Below are 18,394 nucleotides of genomic sequence, written 5' to 3'. Positions count from 1 at the left end.
TGATTCCCTCCCGATCCATTAAGATAGTCGTTAAGCCGACGCATTTTCCCTTTTCACAAGTTGGTTATAAATAGCATAAGCCGTTTGTTTGCCTTGCTGAGCTGCAGATACAACCATCGCTTCGCCCTGACCTTCTCCGAAAATGACGTCGCCCGCTGCATACACTTTGGGATTGGATGTTTGACCTGTTAACGGATCAACCGTAACGGTTCCACGCGTATGGGTAAGTTCGAATTGATCAATGAGGGAAACATGTTTCGTCTGCCCAATCGCCTTAATAACAGCATCCACCTCAATGATGAATTCTGAGCCTTCAATGGGAACCGGACGTTTGCGCCCCGCTTCCACATCCACAAGCTCCATCCGCAGGCATTCTAAAGCCACAACATTTCCATTCGCATCCCCGATGACCCGTTTTGGAGCTGTAAGCCACTGAAATGCAACGCCATCCTGCTTCGCAAAATCATATTCAAAATCATACGCCGTCATCTCTTCCTGCGTACGCCGATACACAATTTGCACCTTTTCAGCTCCAAGCCTTACTGAGCACGTGGCCGCATCAATGGCGGTATTCCCCGCTCCAATAACCGCTACCCGCTTTCCAATGAGGGATGTATCCAACTCCCGTTCGGTCTTCGTGGATTCCACAAAATCAATGGCATCGTATACGCGTGCCAAGGCTTCGCCTTCAATACCCAGCATAGGAACCTTCGACATTCCTACAGCCAGAACAACGACATCATAGTCGTTGACCAGTTCTGTCGCACTTACATCTATGCCGACTCGCGTGTTCATACGGAATTCAACACCTAACTGCTTAATTTGCTCGACTTCCCATAGCGATATCTCCTGGGGCAATCGAAACGATACAATCCCGTAGGTATCTAGCCCTCCAGCTTGCTCCTTTGCCTCAAACACCGTAACCTTGAACCCGAAGCGGGCAAGCTCCCGAGCTGCCGATAAACCAGCAGGTCCACCGCCAATCACAGCAACCGATTTCCCATTACTTGTCCCGGCCTTGAACAATAGTTGTTCATTCTTAATAGCCCAATCCGTCGCATAACGCTGTAAGTTGCCAATTAGGATGGGCTTGGACGAATAATTGAGTACACAAGCTCCTTCGCAAAGCTCTTCTGTAGGACATACCCTTGAGCAGGAGGCCCCTACCGGATTCGCATCCATGATCGTGCGCGCGGAGCCTTTGAGATTGCCGGAAGCAATCTTTTTGATAAAAGAAGGAATATCAATACCCGTTGGACAGGCACGGATGCAAGGAGCATCGTAACAAAATAAGCAGCGGTTCGATTCCTCGATCGCCTCTTTCGGCTTCATGCCGGATTTGACCTCGGCAAAATTGCGTTTCAAATCGCTTAAGGAAATAAATGTTGAACTCATCTTCGCTCCCCCTCCCACGCTTATAAGCTAACAATTTGATCATAGGTTTCAGGCCTGCGATCCCGATAAAATTGCCAAACATTGCGGACTTCACGGATTAACTCTTTATCCATTTCACCGATGACCACTTCATCTTGATCCCGACTTCCTATGGAAACGATCGCGCCACGCGGATCCACCAAGTAGGATTGACCATAGAATTCACCCATGTTCCATGGGGCTTCAAGTCCAACACGATTAATGGCACCGACATAATACCCGTTGGCCACGGCGTGAGCGGGCTGTTCGAGCTTCCAGAGATACTCCGAAGTCCCCGCTACAGTAGCGGAAGGATTGAACACAATTTCCGCTCCGCCAAGTCCGATAGCCCTTGCCCCTTCTGGAAAATGGCGATCGTAACAGATGTAAACCCCAACCTTAGCAAAAGCTGTATCAAACACGGGATAGCCCAGATTACCTGGTTTAAAATAATACTTCTCCCAGAACCCGCAAGATCCGCCGCCTGCCGCCACATGCGGAATGTGATGTTTGCGGTATTTGCCCAAATAGGCACCATCCGCATCGATCACAGCAGCCGTATTGTAGTACGAAGCTATGCCTTCTCTCTCATAAATGGGCAGGATGATGACAACACCGAACTCCTTCGCCAATTCCTGAAAGAGCATAGTCGTTGGCCCCTTCGGTATTTCCTCTGCGGCATCGTACCACCTTGTTGTTTGCTCTGCGCAGAAATAAGGACCATAGAAAATTTCTTGCAAAGAAATGATTTGCGCGCCCTGCTGCGCCGCTTTACGAACCAATGCGAGATGCTTTTGTATCGCTGCTTCTTTGTGCTTGGCCACAGCCTCATCACCATGCACATCATGCGAGGCTTGAATGAGGCCAATTTTCACCTTGCTCATGGCTGAAATCCCCCTTTTTCCGTGGCGATCCGGCGTGCGGTGCGGTATAAAAGCTCCGTGCCCAGCGTAATGTCCTCTGGACTAGCATATTCTTTGGGATTGTGACTGATGCCTTCCAGACATCGAACGAAAATCATCCCATAGTCACACACATAAGACATCGTGAGCGAATCATGGAAAGGTCCGCTCATCAGCTCTGGCGGGGTCAAACCCATCAGAGCTGCTTCCTGATGCAGGCTTTGCTTGATCCAGTTCGCGCAGTAGCGGGGTTCACTGTTCGTATCTTCGCGAATCGTATACGTGAGACCATGCTCTCGCGACACGTTCTCGATCACGCTGAGCAGCTCCGCTTCAAGCGCATTGCGCCGCCGCAAATCAATGTCCCGCAAGTCAATGGTGAAGGATACCTTCTCTGGGATGATATTGCGGGAATCAGGGAACACCGAAAGGGAGCCTACCGTTCCGACGGTCGGCGCACCTGGTTCCTGTCGCACTAACTCGTTGAGCGCCACGATAATCTTGGCGCAGCCTAGAAGCGCGTCTTGGCGCATAGACATTGGCACCGAACCAGCGTGTCCAGCAAAGCCGTTCATCTCCACCGTGAGCCATAATGGACCAGAGATACCGCTGACGATACCAATCGGAGCATCAAGTGACTCCAGAACTGGACCTTGCTCAATGTGCAGCTCCAGAAAAGCGCCAATCCGCCCCTCTTGAAATACGTAGCTCTCGAAGTCTGCCGGGTCGCACCCGAACTGAATCAAAGCCTCTCTGCGTGTAATGCCATTTTTGTCCGAACGCTCCAGCTCATGTTCTTCAAGCTTCCCGGTCATGCCACGAACGCCGAAAAGCCCTTTGTTGAAGCGACAACCCTCTTCATCGCAGAAAGCCACAACTTCAATGTTACATTCTGGCGTTATCCCTTCCTCCACCAGCGTTTGGACCACTTCAATCGCACCAAGTACGCCTATCGCACCGTCAAATCTACCGCCATAAGGCTGCGAATCCACATGAGAGCCTAGCATAAGTACAGGCGCATTCGGATTGCTCCCCTTAAGCACGCCAATTAAGTTGGCGAATGGATCGATTGAAGCTTCCATCCCAGCTTCCTGCATCCAACTTTTCACTAACTCCACGCCTTCTCGATCTTCTTTGGACAAGGCTAATCTGCATACGCCCGTCTCTCCAATTTTCCCGATTTCGGCGAGCTCCTGAATTCGCTGCTGCAGTCGAGAAACGTTAATTTGTATCTGAGGTGCACTAGGCAAGACCTATCATCCTTTCTCCTGATTGGCATCAAACACAGCAAGTAAGGTCTCGATGATAAAAGCAACATCCTCGTCTGTCGAAGATAACGGCGGACTAAGCGTGAGAATGTTAGCGAATCCAGGTACCGTATCCCCGTTCCTCCCAATAAGCAGACCCTTTTGCTTGCAGCCTGCAATGATCTTCATCACACGTTCAGCTGTCGCTGGAACCTTGGACACTTGATCTTCTACGAGCTCGATGCCCATCGCTGATCCGAAAATGCGTATCTCACCAACGTGAGGGTGTTCAAGCAAAGGTTCTAATTGAGCTCTAAATGTGTTTCCGATATGAGCAGAGCGCGCAACCAAGTTTTCTTTTTCCAAAATCTCCATATTTTTCATCGCAACCACGCAAGAGACTGGATTACCTCCGAATGTATTGATATGTCTTAAATGGCTGGTCGCTTCTTTTTCTTTGAACGATTCATACAATTCCGCCGAAACAGCGGTTGCAGAAAGAGGCGAGTACGCACTGGTCAAGCCTTTGGCCATCGTCACGATGTCAGGTCTCACCCCATAATTCAGATGACCAAATTTCTCACCGGATCGACCGAATCCGCAAATCACTTCATCGACAATGAGCAGCACATTATGCTTATCACAAATGCTGCGCACCATGGGCAGATACTCGTCCGGAGGAACAATCATTCCGCCTCCCGTAATCACCGGCTCCACGATTACGCCTGCAACAGAATCCGCCCCTTCCCAAACGATGGCATCCTCGATGGCTTTGGCGCACTGAAAGCTGCATGACCCCTTCGTTTGGCCGAATGGACAGCGATAACAATACGGCGGCGGCACATGCTGGAAGCCCACACCGAGCGGTTCATATTTCAACTTACGCTGTGCTTGCCCTGTTGCACCCAATGCCCCCATTGAATTGCCATGATAAGCGCCATGCCGCGAGATGAACTTATGTTTGGAAGGCTTCCCGTTCTGATGATGGTATTGGCGGGCAATCTTAAAGGCCACTTCATTGGCATCCGACCCCGAATTCGAATAAAAAATCCGGTATTCGCCATCCAGCCACTCATTCAATTTCGCGGCTAATTCAATTGCAGGCACATGGGATTGAACGAGCGTAGCATAAGCGATTTTCATCATTTGCTCAGCGGCCGCTTCTGCAATTTCTTTTCTGCCGTGACCCACATTAACGCACCATAATCCGGACATGCCATCCAAATATCGTTTCCCATCCACATCCGTCACCCAGCTTCCCTCACCAGAAGCAAGTATCATCGGATTCTCATTATGTGCTGACATGTGATGCCACACATATTTGCGGTCCTTCTCAAGCAGGTCCTCCTTCGTTAGCAGATCACTAACCTCGTTAGCGCTCATATGCTCAGTTCCCCTCTCCTGATGATGTAAAGAAGGATCGCAGACTACAGTCAGCCACGACCCTCTTTCTTTGCAAAACTCACTTGCCTTGTAAAATCGTTTTTTCGATAGCCGCAGTCAAATCGGCCGGTTTCTTCAAAGCCAATTTGCCAGTAAGGATTGTCTTTTTCAATCGAACCAATCCTCTCCTATTTATTTCTATGTATGTAATGATGGTGTCATCCCTTGATGCTCATGTTAAATATTCATTTTCATTAAGCAATTGGAAATTGACCACGGAATAAAGCGTTTTTCTACAAGTTGAATGATCGTATATAAAACAATTCCCAGGATAGCTGCGATGACATACAAGCCCAAGCTAACGGCATATTGGGCGTTATATAAATGTGATGTATGATAACTATATATGTAATATTATATAACTTGCATGACGATTTACATTATACAAAGTGTTCCAAATTTAGCCTCTGGATTTGACATAGTGTAAAACAGCTAATAAATCAACTCCATAGAATGGATAAAAAGCTAGTTCCCCCTACTCGAATTTTTTTTCTCTTAAATCGGAAGGCAAGATGTTCATTCTAAGGTTTTTAATTAATATCAACATAATATATATTATGTAAACAAATATGGAGCAAACACCCCCACCACACGCTTATCCATATTTTGCTCATATTCTCTATTTATTCATTCTGATAGAATGTTTAAGTAACTACATATAACATCTAGGAGGAAATTCATGAGAAAGTTTATTCTTACAACCGCAATGGCGACAAGTCTTTTATTCAGCGGAATCGCAAATGCGGCACCTTCGAATCAATACGTCGCTACGGATGCTGACACTTTCTGGACCATTTCACAGAAGTTCAATGTTCCATTAGCTGATCTCATCGCAAATAATCCAAATGTTAATCAGCAAAATATTTACGCAGGTGTTGTAATTAATCTTCCAGTTAAAGCTTCTACTAAACAGAGTTGGGAAGTAAAAGCAGATGCCATCATTGCAACAGGAATGACGCAGCTCGGAACGCCATATGTATTTGGCGGCAATACGCCGTATGTTGCTTTTGATTGCTCAGGCTTTGTACAATATGCGTTTAATCAGCACGGGTTTAATCTTCTTCATTCGTCAGCATTGTTGAGTCAATTAGGAACGCCAGTAGCTAAAAGTGATCTGCGTAAAGGTGACCTTGTATTTCTAGAAGGAACTTATACAAGCGGAGTCTCCCATGTAGGGATCTATCTTGGAAATAATAAAATTCTTCAAGCAGGAACGATGGGAACGAGAGAAGTAAAGATTAGCACATTCTTTGGTACTCCCTACTATGATGCACATTATTGGGGTGCACGTCGTTTAATTAACTAATATGCGAAAAAGCGGGTTTTCACCGGCTTTTTTTTATTATAGACAAGTTGTTTAATGTGCTCTAAGGTGATACCGTGGGTTCAAGCACAGTTAGCCTGTTATTGTAAGTATCGAGATTTACGTTCGCTCCAATGGGGATTGCCGCTTTATAAAGGCCATGAGCTGTGCTTACATTGGTCATGAGAGGTTTTCCTTGTGGAACAATCACCCCAGCTATTAAGTCATTATAAGTCGTAGAATAAGATACGGTGCAATTCGTGCATTGTCCCATGACCACACCGATGCAATCTTGAAATTTCCTTGCCATAACCAGACGAGTCAAATAACGATAAATCACATTCGTTGCTTCGTGTGTCTCTTCTATGACCAATATTTTACCGGTCGTATCAATTTCATATGGAGTTCCTAGGGTATCCACAAATGAAGTGAGATTCCCCCCAACGATCGGACCTCTAACATTCCCCTCAACCAGACTGGTCTGCTGCATTCCGGGTGGATTCTGTATCACTCTTGGACTACTGAGAGTTGATGTAGCCGAATAAAATTGATTGAAGTTATATGTTGGTGTGCTCGTGCTAAAGTCAATTAACAATAGACTTTGAAAAGTAATTAAATCGGAAAATTGGTACAGGACATTTAATAAAATCGTGATATCACTGTATCCAGTTACGATTTTAGGATTGTTTTTGATAATCGTATAATTGAGGTATGGCAAAATATCTTTGACCCCTGTCCCTCCTCTTGTAGGTAATATCATCTTCACACTGGGATTTTGAAACATACTCATAAGGTCTTCAGCACGCTGCTGCGCTGATGAGGCTACAATGCCTCCATAGGCATACGCATATTTTCCAATTACAACTTTGAATCCCATATTTTCAAGTGTTTTAATTCTTTCATCAATGATAGTTGCGTCAAGCGGACTTCCTAAAGTAACAATTCCGATGGTGTCACCCCTTTGTAAAATGGGGGGTCTTATAGCCATAAATATGCCTCCTACCAAAGAGAACTTATTCAAAATTTGGATCCTACTTTGTAATCTCTTTGTTGCCTTATATGCACCACCGGAACTAATTATTACATCTCCCGTTCTATATCCCCATCCCTACTGGAATAAACGCCGAAACCCGGTTCATTGCATCCTGCTTTTGTTTATCTCCGACATGCGTATAAATCTGCGTGGTCTGGATACTCGCATGACCAAGTAATTCCTGCAAAGTTCGGATATCCGTTCCCGCCAGAACCTGCATCGTGGCAAACGTATGCCGAAGCTTGTGGCTTGAAATCGACTTCCCTTGTAGTTCAGCATACTGCCTCTTCAGCACCTCGAAATGCTTCTCCGCAATCGTTTGAATCATACGAACACTAATTCGCCGACCAAATTGAGAAACAAAAAATGGCTGCTCCGCCGAGTTCCTTGTATCCATTCGTTCCATTAATGCTTTATTCAGAACTTTAACCAGTTCGGCAGGAAGAGGGATGACACGCCATTTCCGCCCTTTGCCAAACACCTGCAGCGTATTTGTTGAACGATTGAAATCAGCGATGTTTAGTCGATGCAGTTCACTTACACGCAAACCTGCATAACTCATCAATAGAAACATGGCCACATTCCGGATCTGATACTTCCCCTCGATCGATTGTAAAAACACTGCAAGCAACTGCTCGCTGAGAAACGTAGGAATTTGGTTTTTCTCGACCTTCGATTTCTTCACGTTAAGTGAAGGGTTGCTCTGCACAATTTGAAGTTCGATCAACGCCGCGAAAAATGTCCGAATCGAAGATAAATAGCGATTACGCGCGGCATCCCCTGCCCCGCCCTGTCTCATTTTCGTCAAGAAGCGCATGATATCAATTGTCTCAATCGTTGGTAAAGATTTCTCTATATTGGAAAGGAATAACCGAACATCTCCTAAGTAAGCTTGTTGAGTTCGTTTTGTAAAGCCCTGATCTTTCATCCATGAATCGAATAGTTCCAAATACTCATCATCATACTCGTACACTTGCTCCAATCCTATTCACTCCGTCCGTTACAATCTAAGTTGCGTTAAATATAGATTTAGTGCAATTTTTTTTACAGAAAAAAACGGTCAATTGGCGCTTATCCCGTACAACGAATTGTAGAATAAAGCATATTAACCGTTTTTCCGGTTTTAGTCCCGTGGGTATTCGACTTTCATTATGTCCATGAACGGTACTTTATCAATTTCACCATTCGTTTCCATATGTACTCTTCCAGTCCGAGAATCCATCGTTGTAATGAGTCCGCGAACAGGTTCTTCACGCCCCCAAACGGTCAGCACAATCTCGGAATTCTCCTGCTTCGCTTCGGACAATTGATTGCCGATCTCTTCCAATACAAATTCATCCCGCGTTGGTCTTTTTGCTACTTTTGCTTTCGCCATCTCACGTTCCCCCTGGATTATAAATCACCTTGCCGGCGATAAAATTTCTTTGACACGACCAACCTGTCCATCTGCAAGTCTTACTTTAATCCCATGCGGATGGGTAGGCGAGTTCGTTAATAAATCTTTGACGATTCCTCGCGTTAATTTCCCACTACGTTGGTCTTGCTTCAAAACAATATTCACTTCAATACCTGGAATCACATCTTTACGATTTTGGCCATTCATGCTGTGTAAGTCGCCTGCTTTCATTCAATTGTGTGCTTTATTATAACATAGTTTTCCCACCATTCCCCATCAAGTTGCGTACATTTGCAAAACCCTTTACAACGGCCTATTAAATCAATACGATTAATCTAATCTACATAATAAATTTCAAAGTCGCGAATACAGAAGGAGTATCACTTATGAGTCGATCATGGCCGTTACCTGACCAACCCTGGATCATGCACCAAATATGGAATGATTTACTCTTTGCTCATTGGCCCATTTCCATCGAAACATTAAGACCACTCCTACCCGCCCATATCCCTATTGATACCTTTGACGGAACAGCATGGATCGGAGTTGTTCCCTTCCACATGTCAGACATAGCACCTAGAGGTTTACCTCCGTTACCTTACTTTTCAGCATTTCCAGAAATCAATGTAAGGACCTACGTAACCCTACAAGGTAAACCTGGCGTTTACTTTTTCAGTCTAGATGCTCATAACCGATTCGCTGTTGAAGTAGCACGCTCCGCTTTCCATCTCCCGTACTTTTATGCACATATTCAAGTCCAACATCGGCCAGATAACACCATATTTTACCACTCTTTACGAAAAGATAAACGTGCACGACAAGGTGAATTTACTGGTGAATATAGCCCATCATCCGCTATACGATTAGCGAATCCTGAAACTCTCGAATATTGGTTAACCGAACGTTATTGCCTCTATTGCACAGATCGTCGCGGTAATGTGTATCGAGGTGATATCGATCATGACTCATGGCCCTTACAGTCGGCTGAAGCTTCAATCAACGTCAATACCCTCCCGTATTCATTTGGGATTCAGCTTCCAGATACATCACCACTTTTACATTATTCTAAGAAATTAAAGGTTAAAATCTGGGCTCTCGAAAAGCTTCGCCTTACATAAAAACACGATATTCCTACTTCAAGGTGCTGAAATTATAATTAATGATATTAATATTTAATGTAATTAATTCATATAAAAACCACAATTCAACAAGGTATTTCTATCATTTCATGCTTATTCCTATTGAATAAAGCTTATTTCAGTTAAAATAATGACAGAGATGGCATTCATTTCGGTTGGGTATGTGTCTTCGTATTTGGACTCCGGGCAATTGGGGATTTCAAATATGTGGGTTTATTTAAAAGGGTCAAACAGACTAGTTTCGCTACATATGATACATTTTTGTTCACACCGCTTTGCCTTTGGCTTTGCTTCACATTTTATTACACGCTCATTTACATCTAATTCGCCACGGAGGGAATACACGATATGCCAAGATTCATGGACTATATGATCAGTCCTTATCCGCTTCGGATCATTTCATTGCCCATTGATTCCAGTAAATTAAAGCTGCAATCCTTGATTATACTCGCTGTAGGGCATCTCCCAGGCCGTATATCATTTCGAGCTCATGCTAAATTTACCAAGTGGGCCATTGTCTATATTGCTGGTGGAAAAGGCTCCTATCAAGTCGATGACGGCGCCGTTCAACACATTGAAAGCGGCAGTCTGTTTTTCCTTCGACCGGGAGCCGTATATAATTATGGACCGGATGCAGACGGTTATTGGGATGAGTATTACTTCACATTCGAGGGAAACCGTATTGCGGAATGGCTCAATAGTTGGCTTACACATGTGGATTTGGCTAAGCAGGTTGGGCATGAAGATGCCGCCCAGCATAATCGGATCGAACGCATCTTTATTCTTATGGAAAGCGGTATACCCGATAATATCGACCGTGCTGCGTTGCTGCTTGAATCCTTGCTTTTTGAATTTATTTTGAAAAATCAAGTACCTTCAGAAACGACAAAAACACAGCAATTGATCGATCTCATGGCCGATCTCGGTGATTCGTTATTCCAGCCTTTTGACGCGGCGGTTATCGCAAAACGCCACCATATCTCGCTTTCTACACTGCGGAGGATCGTGAGCGAATATACGGGCTATCCGCTTGGTGCTTATATTCACCGTTTGAAAATGGCAGCAGCGAAAAATATTCTATTAAATACGGACGATACGGTAAAGGAAATCGCAGATTCGCTTGGTTATAAAGATGTTTTTTACTTCTCACGTATATTTAAAAAATACGTCGGTGTCTCCCCTCTTATTTATCGAAACAATATGCAACTTTGAATTTGTTTACATAATTATGATTATGTAAACTCGTTTTTTATATAAAATAATCGTGTCGTCTAGTACGACTTGTCATATGGCAGCATATGATAAAGTAGAAAGAAAATCTTCCTACGGGGAGGTGAATCTAAATGACACTTACACTTACGGGTTGGATGCTCTATTCGATGTGGGTAGTTCTGGGCTTAATGGGGCTTAGCTTTTTACTAGGCTTGTATAAAGCACTCAAAGCTGGCAGCTTCTCCAGCGCTCTGATTCTGACTTATCTGCAAGATATGCTGTACTATGTGTTCCCATTATTTATAATTTCCAACATGATGTCCCTTGATCCAACAGGCTTCTTATTATTAGTTGCTTATTACATCGGCGCACTTGGACTTGTACTCAAATATCTGGCACAACTCAAAAAATAAATGTATCCGCATTCAAAGAATGCTATTATATCAGCTCAATAGAACGCTAGAGCTAAAAGGCTGCCGACTTGTAACGGCGGCTTTTTCATTTGGAAAAGAACCTATACATAAAAAAAGCAGCTTGCATTATGGCAAACTGCTTCAGATAATCTTTTTAAAATCGAGGTAAATTAGATAAATTGTTGCTTGGATCGCCATCCGGATACGATCTTAACGTTTTTTGACCTTCACGATTTCTGCCCGTATTCACATCTTCAATCAGTCCTGCTTCAGTCATGGCAATGGCATTAGCAACATCAACTACCCTGCCATCTTGGAATTGAACGGCACTGATGCCGCCATCTCCATAATGGACGGATTGAATGATAGCCTTATTGGGGTCAATCGTGTGTGGACCTGCACCATACTGCGTTCCATCCCGCATAAATGTACCATACTGGGTTGGTTGGCCATTTGCACCATAGCTGGTATATCCCCCCTGAAAGCCTACATTTCTCGCATCCGCATTATTGATTCCCGTATTTCTCTGGCCATATTCGGCATTCATGTTGCCTGACGAGCCTGGAACTGGCATTCCACCTTGGAAAGATTGGGTTCCACTGTTACGAGCTTGTGGAATAAATGACTGCTGCCCGCTTTGTGTCGCTTGCTGGTACATCTGAGCGTTTGGAATGGGCTGACCATTCCATGCATAATTTGCATTGTGGATAGGTTCGACCGCATTGCTATAATTGGGTGAGGGTTCAAACTGTGTATTCATCGACCCATACGGTTGATTTTGCATCATCTGTTGTTGCATCGGTTGTTGTCCACGTCGGCGTCGCGCCATAGATATCAGCTCCTTTTTTAATTCGATATAGCGGCTTCCACCTATAGCATGCGTCACCAATATGAAGCTTATCCCTATGAACCCAATTAACGCCGAAGCCCCATCATATTGCCAGAGGCATATCGCCGAAGTCCTGTGTAAAACAAATAAATACCTCCCAAACAAAGCAAACCAGTCATAGCTATGGCACCTGATATAAAAGGTATGTCCACCTGACGTAACATTCCAATTGGTAAGTAACTAATGAACCCTGCTGGCAACACAGTAAACAGTACGATTTTGCCCAGCCCCCGAAAAATGCTCGTTGGATATGTGGTGAATGTCAGAAGCCCATTATATAGCTGAAAACTAAGCCCGTCTGAACTCCCTAACCAGAATGCAGGGCAATTCACAATAACCGTGAAAAATAAAAAAATCAACGTCGATAACAGCATGGCTAGACCAAATTTTATGAAGCCTATGATCGATTTATCTCCAAATGCAACGTAAATTAATAATGCGAATAAGACGTCCCCAATTGCGCTTACCGACATACGGCTGATGAGAACATGAAGCAGCACTGGTTTAGGCTGTGTTAAGTAAATATCAAGCTGTCCAGTTGAAATCAAATTCGAAATTCGCATAGCATTACCGAAAAATGTAGCCATAACACCAAAGCCGCCAGCTGCTATAGCCCATAGCATCATCACATCCTGTAGTTCCCATCCATTCAATACAGGAAATCGGCCAAAATAAAGTCCCCAGAACACGATCCACACCACATTATTGATGATCATCATACCAGCCGTGAGAAAGAAACTCATCCGAAACTCCATGGCGCCAGCAAGATTAAGCTTCCAACATTGCCAAACGAAACGAAGTAAACGCCCGAATTTACCTGGCTGATCAACTTCACTAATGGGTGTCAAATTGCGGCTATCCACCATTAACATTGAGCTTTTTCACTCCTTTTCTATAGACCAATGTGACAATTAGGCCAATGAAAACAACCCATATCAGCTGTGTACCGATCATACTTGGCAATTGACCTGCATCAAAGGTTACGGTTGTCTTCGCTGGGATGTAGACAATGGCTTGGAACGGAAGCCAACGTCCTACCTTCTGCAGCATGTCGGGAAATAATTCAAGAGGCATCAGCATACCGCCAATCGTGAATAAAAACTTATTGTAGACGAATTCCAGTCCACGTGTTTCCTCCACCCAGAAAGAGCTCAGCGCTAAAACCATATTCAACATGAAATTAACCGTGAAACCGCACAATGCCACAATTGGCAACCACAGTAATCCATAACCAAAATCTGGCGGACCCATAATAAACAATCCTAACAAACCGCCAAGCGCCGCGTTAACGAGAAAACGAACCGCAGTTTCACTCATGTATTCGACATAATGAAAAGCGACAAAACTGACAGGACGGACAAATTTGAACACGATATCTCCGCTTTTCACCTCTTCCTCTACGCGTGAGCAGAGACTTGGACAGGCTAGAATCATCGATTCCGTTATAACGAGATACCACATGATCTGCTTGAAGCTGAAGCCTGCTATGGTTTCCGTTCCTTCGCCATGAAACGTTGTCTGCCAGAGTTGAAGAAAAATATAAAGAATCAACAGCAGAAACAACGATCGGATCAGAAAATCGGCCACATAAGCAAGTTGATTGCGAAGTGTGATTTTGCCGATAAAGGCATATTTAACCGATTTTCTCCAGTTGTTCATGTCCTTTCTCCTCCTTACCGAAGTTCCCGTACATACGTGTGATGATGTCCTCCATCGGTGGATCTTCAACCGTAACGTCGATGATCCGGTGCTCAGCCATAATCTGGGATAGCGCTGCTTCAATTGTTGTTTGCCCCATATCGACAGAAAGCGAAATTCTTACGCCGCTTCGTTCAAGTACCTTCACCCCGACAATTTGTATGGCATCCGGCTCCTCTTCGAGTACAAGTCGGACTGTTTTCTGTGTCAAAAACTGCTGCTTCATAACCTCAACACGGTCATCGAAGACAATCCGTCCATGATTGATAACAATCGCCCGGTCGCATAGCCGCTCAATATCACCAGCATCATGTGACGTAAGAAATACAGTAGTTCCTTCTTCACGTTTTAACTCTAGAATAAGCTCGCGTATTCGCTGTTTAACGACAACGTCTAGCCCAATCGTAGGTTCATCAAGGAACAGCACCTGCGGCCGGTGCATCAAGGATGCTGCGATCTCACAGCGCATCCGTTCACCTAACGAGAGCTTCCTCACTGCTGTATGCAAATAAGGTCCAAGTTCAAATCTCTCTATGAGATCATCACGCCGATGTATATACTCACTGCGCCGCAGCTCGTAAATACGGCTCATTAACTCGAAGGTATCGATGGGCGGCAAATGATACCAAAGCTGCGACTTTTGCCCGAAGACAGAGCCTATTCGATAGCTCAGCTTTGTACGCTCCTTCCATGGACAACAGCCTAGAACTTCAGCTTGACCTGTTGTAGGATGAAGGATACCTGTCAACATCTTAATCGTCGTGGATTTCCCGGCACCATTCGGTCCGAGAAAGGCAAGTGTTTCCCCTTGATCCACAGAGAACGTTATACCCTCTACGGCTGACTTGTCTACAAACTCCGGCTTTAACAACGCCCTAACACTCGCCATAAAGCCTTCTTCTTTTTTCTTCAGTCGAAAGGATTTCCCCAATTGTTCCACACGGATCGATGCCATCTCTGTTCCCTCCACTTTTTATTTCGGTAAAGCAAAAAAGACCTCAGTCCGTTTCGCCTAAGCAGGCGGAACTTTCCGAAGGTCTTTTATCCCTTACGGTGTAACACGTCATGTATCCGTGTCGGCTTCGCTCGGTTCGCCACCCTTGTAGGTTCGGATCCCTAGAAGCCCTTCCGTTTATTTTCCACATATTAACACAAGATGTCATGTACAGACAACACTTTTTTTGCGACCTATCCAAGCAAAAAAAGCCTGTTGCAAGTGCACAGACTTTTTGCGAGAACTCTCTGATATTACGTTATTGGGATTGATGAGATTGCTGCGATTGTTGCGAATACTGAGATTGTTGAGATTGTTGAGATTGTTGAGATTGCTGAGATTCTTGTGTCGTTTGTAATTCCTGTTTTAAATCTTCCGTCTTTTGCTGGGCCTGCTGGATTTGTCCTTGAAGATCTTGCAGTTGTTGTTCTGCTTCGGACAGTGCAGCTTCAGTCGCCTGTGAATAAATTTCCTGAGCAACTTGCAGCGTTTGTTCAGCAGCTTGCTCAGCCTTTTGGGCAGCTTCTTTTATTTGCTCAAAGCCTTGTTGATTTTGTTGCGGCGTTTGTTGTTGCATAGAGATACCCCCAGCTTAAATTTTCCATACCCGATTAATTTTAGTAAATGTTCCTTTTTTTATTCCTAATGCACATATTCGTCTTTCATCATCAACATATCGGACAGCACAGAAGTCGGAATGATAAACTCTACAACGCCCATATATCCAGGAGAGACCTCGTATTTTTGGAATGAGATAACAAGTTGACCGTTAGCGTTGATATAGAAATTTTGATCTTTCGTTATCGTTTTGAAGTATGAATTTACCTGATTCGAAACACCTTCAACCCAATAAATCTTCTTCGGATCCTCCTTCATCTGTTCCTTCATTTGCTCCTTAATATTTTCACTAATTACACGAATATATGCATCATCTTTAAACAAACTTGGCAAAGTGATCAGCAATTGCTTTTTCTTGTCGATCGTGTCGTATTTAAATGTGGTCGAAGAGGATCCGACCGTATTTACCACATATCTTCCCACTGATAGGATTTGATCGTTATCCGTTTTTATCACATAACCGCTATCTATACCTAGATGGCCGCCGCCATTTTGCTTCAATTTTTCCATCTCAATGGTGAAATCCGAATATAATTTCTTGCCTTCTTCCAAATATTTGTTATTCAGGGTCTCTTCTAAGGTTTTATTATCCAAATTCGTGATTGCAGGAACTTCTAAATTAGCTTTATAGGTTCCCTCATTGAACTTATATTCTCTAAACGTTAGCACCTTAACGAGGTCACCGACGAGAGGCACCTCAGATAAAGCATGGGCCAAAGATGAACTAGTATTGATACCTGCTACAAATAAGATTGCTGCCGCTGCTACTGCAAAAGCCCATTTAAAATTGCTTTTTCTTTTCTTATTTTGCTTTATGGCTCGGTTAACGATAAAATCCAGTTCTTTTGGAATCGGAATATCCATATAGTGTTGTTTCATTTGTTCTATTTTCTCATTCATATTAGTTGACCTCCTCTAACGTATCATCAATCATTTTAATCCGAAGTAATCGAAGGGCTTGATACAATCGTGTTTTTATCGTACTGCTGTTTTCTTGTAAAACCTCGGCGATTTCATCAATCTTCATATCCTCAAAAAATCTTAGTACAATCACACTTCGATAGATTGTGGGCAAATCATCCAGTGCCCTTTCCAGATCAATATTGGGATAAGCATCTTCACTGCCTTGCGCATACGATTCCATCGTGATTTCATCGACAACTTGAATTTTCTTATGCTTCCGTAAGAAATCTAATGACGTATTTACCACTATCCTGTAAAACCAGCTCTTCATAGATGCGGTGTCTTTCAGTGAGCCTGCTGAAGCAAAAGCCTTATGTATGGCGTCTTGAACGACATCGAGGGCATCTTCCGAATTTTTCACGTAACTGTAAGCTAATCGATAAACATTATCTTTATGTTCCGTAATACATGCAATAAGCAACTTTTCTAGCTTTCCATTCATCGTCATGAGTTTAAAAGACGCTCCTTTTTCTACGCGCGTATAAGAATTGGTCTTGTATATGCTATGACGTTCGAGTGCGTAGAATAGTTTGGTACACTACATATTAGCACATGGTCATATACTTCGAGTCGACCTTCTTCTACCAATTTCCCTTACCCACTGCTATACTAACAGCAAGAGAAGCTAGTGAGGTGACATATACCCATGAACATCATTAAAGTCAAAGATCGCCTTGAATTAGAAAAAAGAATCCCTACCATGCCGTGGTATATAGAGAAATTTATTAATTATAAGCTGCCAGACCTCTCTCCATCCTCACTACTTGAGTATGTGCGAGATTATGAAATCTTTCTATCCTGGCTGTTGGCCGAAGGATTAAGTTCTGCTCCCTCTATGAACCAAGTGCCTCTGGAGGATTTGGAGAAATTACATATGGATAGCGTTGACAACTTTCGCATGTTTCTAGCTACTCGTAAAGTTCAGGCTAATGTTAAAACAACGATTAACCGTAAGCTTTCCGCTTTGCGTTCCTTATTCCATTATTTAAGCCAAATTGCTGAGGACGATAATTTCTACCCGCTTCTGAAGCGGAATGTGATGGCCAAAGTAGAGATCAAACGCTCGCACAGGCCCAAGGATAGTGCCGCTAAGCTCGAGGGCAAGCTGCTTCAAGAAGAGGAAATTGTTGAATTTATTGCATATGTTCAGCATGGCTATGAGCACGATGTAGCTGCCAATAAGCAAGCTCTCTACTCTTATGAGTTGAACAAAATAAGAGATACTTGCATCATTACACTCATCTTAAATTCGGGGCTTCGCGTATCTGAAGTATTCAATCTGAACGGCGATGATATTGACCTCAAGAAGAAGCTTACGTATGTATATCGCAAAGGTAAGAATGACGATACGTTCAAAACTCCCGTATACTTCCGTAATGAAGCGATTCAAGCTTTAAGTGACTATCTCGCCATCCGCTCAACCCGTTATAAGCCGCTCAAAAAAGAAAAAGCCCTCTTCCTTGCCATCGCAAATGGCAAAAAAGAGGGCGAACGTATGACGAAACGGGCTATCCAAGAACTCGTTATCAAGTACGCTAAGCGCTTCGGCAAGCCCTACCTGTCTGTTCATAAGCTGCGGCACTCCTTCGCCACAGATTATTACTTACAGAATGACTTGTACAAAACACAAGAGCAGCTCGGCCATGCCTCACCGGAAACAACGCAAATTTATGCGCATCTTACCGATAAAACAATGTCCGAAGCGATTGATAAACGGCTGGAATCCTGAAG

At 43.9% G+C, this 18,394-nt stretch carries 21 protein-coding genes; 6 read left to right on the top strand and 15 right to left on the bottom strand.

Features of this window, described 5'->3' with window-relative positions; all coding sequences use genetic code 11:
* Positions 1-30: 30 nt before the first annotated feature.
* Genes ACBP55_RS18075 through ACBP55_RS18060 form a run of 4 tightly spaced genes read right to left on the bottom strand, consistent with a single transcriptional unit; the run spans position 31 to position 4,945 of the window.
* Entirely contained in the window at positions 31-1,395 is a 1,365-nt protein-coding gene (locus ACBP55_RS18075) for an NAD(P)-dependent oxidoreductase (protein ID WP_464653045.1), read from the bottom strand.
* Positions 1,396-1,415: 20 nt separating this feature from the next.
* Complete coding sequence (locus tag ACBP55_RS18070) at positions 1,416-2,297, bottom strand: nitrilase-related carbon-nitrogen hydrolase (RefSeq protein ID WP_464653044.1); 882 nt, start codon at positions 2,295-2,297, stop codon at positions 1,416-1,418.
* Complete coding sequence (locus ACBP55_RS18065) at positions 2,294-3,565, bottom strand: M20 family metallo-hydrolase (protein WP_464653043.1); 1,272 nt, start codon at positions 3,563-3,565, stop codon at positions 2,294-2,296. Before ACBP55_RS18065 ends, ACBP55_RS18070 begins: the two co-directional genes overlap by 4 nt.
* Positions 3,566-3,571: 6 nt before the next feature.
* Positions 3,572-4,945 carry an aminotransferase gene (locus ACBP55_RS18060; protein ID WP_464653041.1) on the bottom strand — a complete coding sequence of 458 codons (1,374 nt, stop codon included), beginning with the start codon at positions 4,943-4,945 and terminating at the stop codon, positions 3,572-3,574.
* A 739-nt stretch (positions 4,946-5,684) separates the two neighbouring features.
* Here ACBP55_RS18060 and ACBP55_RS18055 point away from each other — a divergent pair.
* The gene (locus ACBP55_RS18055) at positions 5,685-6,311 is read left to right on the top strand and encodes a C40 family peptidase (RefSeq protein ID WP_464653040.1); all 627 of its coding nucleotides are present in this window, start codon (positions 5,685-5,687) and stop codon (positions 6,309-6,311) included.
* Between the two features lie 61 nt (positions 6,312-6,372).
* On the opposite strand, the gene ACBP55_RS18050 is transcribed toward ACBP55_RS18055, so the two are convergent.
* From ACBP55_RS18050 to ACBP55_RS18035, 4 genes are all read right to left on the bottom strand, one after another.
* Positions 6,373-7,296, bottom strand: a complete 924-nt coding sequence (locus tag ACBP55_RS18050; RefSeq protein WP_464653038.1) for a S66 peptidase family protein — start codon at positions 7,294-7,296, stop codon at positions 6,373-6,375.
* Positions 7,297-7,402: 106 nt separating this feature from the next.
* Positions 7,403-8,314 (bottom strand): tyrosine-type recombinase/integrase, encoded by a 912-nt coding sequence (locus ACBP55_RS18045; RefSeq protein ID WP_464653339.1) that lies wholly within the window; start codon positions 8,312-8,314, stop codon positions 7,403-7,405.
* A gap of 150 nt (positions 8,315-8,464) precedes the next feature.
* Positions 8,465-8,716: a YolD-like family protein gene (locus ACBP55_RS18040; protein WP_029195000.1), complete on the bottom strand. Its 252-nt coding sequence runs from the start codon at positions 8,714-8,716 to the stop codon at positions 8,465-8,467.
* Between the two features lie 24 nt (positions 8,717-8,740).
* The gene (locus ACBP55_RS18035; RefSeq protein WP_029195001.1) at positions 8,741-8,944 is read right to left on the bottom strand and encodes a YwbE family protein; all 204 of its coding nucleotides are present in this window, start codon (positions 8,942-8,944) and stop codon (positions 8,741-8,743) included.
* A 179-nt stretch (positions 8,945-9,123) separates the two neighbouring features.
* On the opposite strand from ACBP55_RS18035, the gene ACBP55_RS18030 reads away from it, so the two are divergent.
* The 4 genes from ACBP55_RS18030 to ACBP55_RS18015 all read left to right on the top strand — a co-directional run bounded on the left by ACBP55_RS18030 (position 9,124) and on the right by ACBP55_RS18015 (position 11,501).
* On the top strand, positions 9,124-9,855 hold the full coding sequence (locus ACBP55_RS18030; protein ID WP_464653036.1) for a YqjF family protein: 732 nt from the start codon (positions 9,124-9,126) through the stop codon (positions 9,853-9,855).
* A gap of 165 nt (positions 9,856-10,020) precedes the next feature.
* Positions 10,021-10,200, top strand: a complete 180-nt coding sequence (locus ACBP55_RS18025; protein WP_464653338.1) for a DUF3995 domain-containing protein — start codon at positions 10,021-10,023, stop codon at positions 10,198-10,200.
* 24 nt (positions 10,201-10,224) lie between these two features.
* Entirely contained in the window at positions 10,225-11,088 is an 864-nt protein-coding gene (locus tag ACBP55_RS18020; protein WP_464653035.1) for a helix-turn-helix transcriptional regulator, read from the top strand.
* Positions 11,089-11,219: 131 nt separating this feature from the next.
* Positions 11,220-11,501 (top strand): hypothetical protein, encoded by a 282-nt coding sequence (locus tag ACBP55_RS18015; RefSeq protein WP_464653034.1) that lies wholly within the window; start codon positions 11,220-11,222, stop codon positions 11,499-11,501.
* A 154-nt stretch (positions 11,502-11,655) separates the two neighbouring features.
* On the opposite strand, the gene ACBP55_RS18010 is transcribed toward ACBP55_RS18015, so the two are convergent.
* From ACBP55_RS18010 to ACBP55_RS17980, 7 genes are all read right to left on the bottom strand, one after another.
* A complete protein-coding gene (locus ACBP55_RS18010) occupies positions 11,656-12,330 on the bottom strand; it encodes a DUF3892 domain-containing protein (RefSeq protein ID WP_464653033.1) in 675 nt (224 codons plus the stop codon).
* 86 nt (positions 12,331-12,416) lie between these two features.
* Positions 12,417-13,262, bottom strand: a complete 846-nt coding sequence (locus tag ACBP55_RS18005) for an ABC transporter permease (RefSeq protein ID WP_464653032.1) — start codon at positions 13,260-13,262, stop codon at positions 12,417-12,419.
* Positions 13,246-14,049, bottom strand: coding sequence for an ABC transporter permease (locus tag ACBP55_RS18000; protein ID WP_464653031.1), 804 nt, complete (start codon positions 14,047-14,049; stop codon positions 13,246-13,248). The genes ACBP55_RS18005 and ACBP55_RS18000 overlap by 17 nt, the downstream gene beginning before the upstream one ends.
* Entirely contained in the window at positions 14,024-15,043 is a 1,020-nt protein-coding gene (locus tag ACBP55_RS17995) for an ABC transporter ATP-binding protein (RefSeq protein WP_464653030.1), read from the bottom strand. Before ACBP55_RS17995 ends, ACBP55_RS18000 begins: the two co-directional genes overlap by 26 nt.
* A 298-nt stretch (positions 15,044-15,341) precedes the next feature.
* Positions 15,342-15,659 carry a hypothetical protein gene (locus ACBP55_RS17990; protein ID WP_464653028.1) on the bottom strand — a complete coding sequence of 106 codons (318 nt, stop codon included), beginning with the start codon at positions 15,657-15,659 and terminating at the stop codon, positions 15,342-15,344.
* 65 nt (positions 15,660-15,724) lie between these two features.
* A complete protein-coding gene (gene rsiV / locus ACBP55_RS17985; protein ID WP_464653026.1) occupies positions 15,725-16,600 on the bottom strand; it encodes an anti-sigma-V factor RsiV in 876 nt (291 codons plus the stop codon).
* A 1-nt stretch (position 16,601) separates the two neighbouring features.
* Positions 16,602-17,105 carry an RNA polymerase sigma factor gene (locus ACBP55_RS17980; protein ID WP_464653337.1) on the bottom strand — a complete coding sequence of 168 codons (504 nt, stop codon included), beginning with the start codon at positions 17,103-17,105 and terminating at the stop codon, positions 16,602-16,604.
* 204 nt (positions 17,106-17,309) lie between these two features.
* On the opposite strand from ACBP55_RS17980, the gene xerS reads away from it, so the two are divergent.
* Entirely contained in the window at positions 17,310-18,392 is a 1,083-nt protein-coding gene (xerS, locus tag ACBP55_RS17975; RefSeq protein ID WP_464653024.1) for a tyrosine recombinase XerS, read from the top strand.
* Positions 18,393-18,394: the final 2 nt, after the last annotated feature.

This window comes from Paenibacillus sp. WG02 (assembly GCF_055396115.1).
This window is presented reverse-complemented; position numbering and strand designations above follow the sequence as displayed.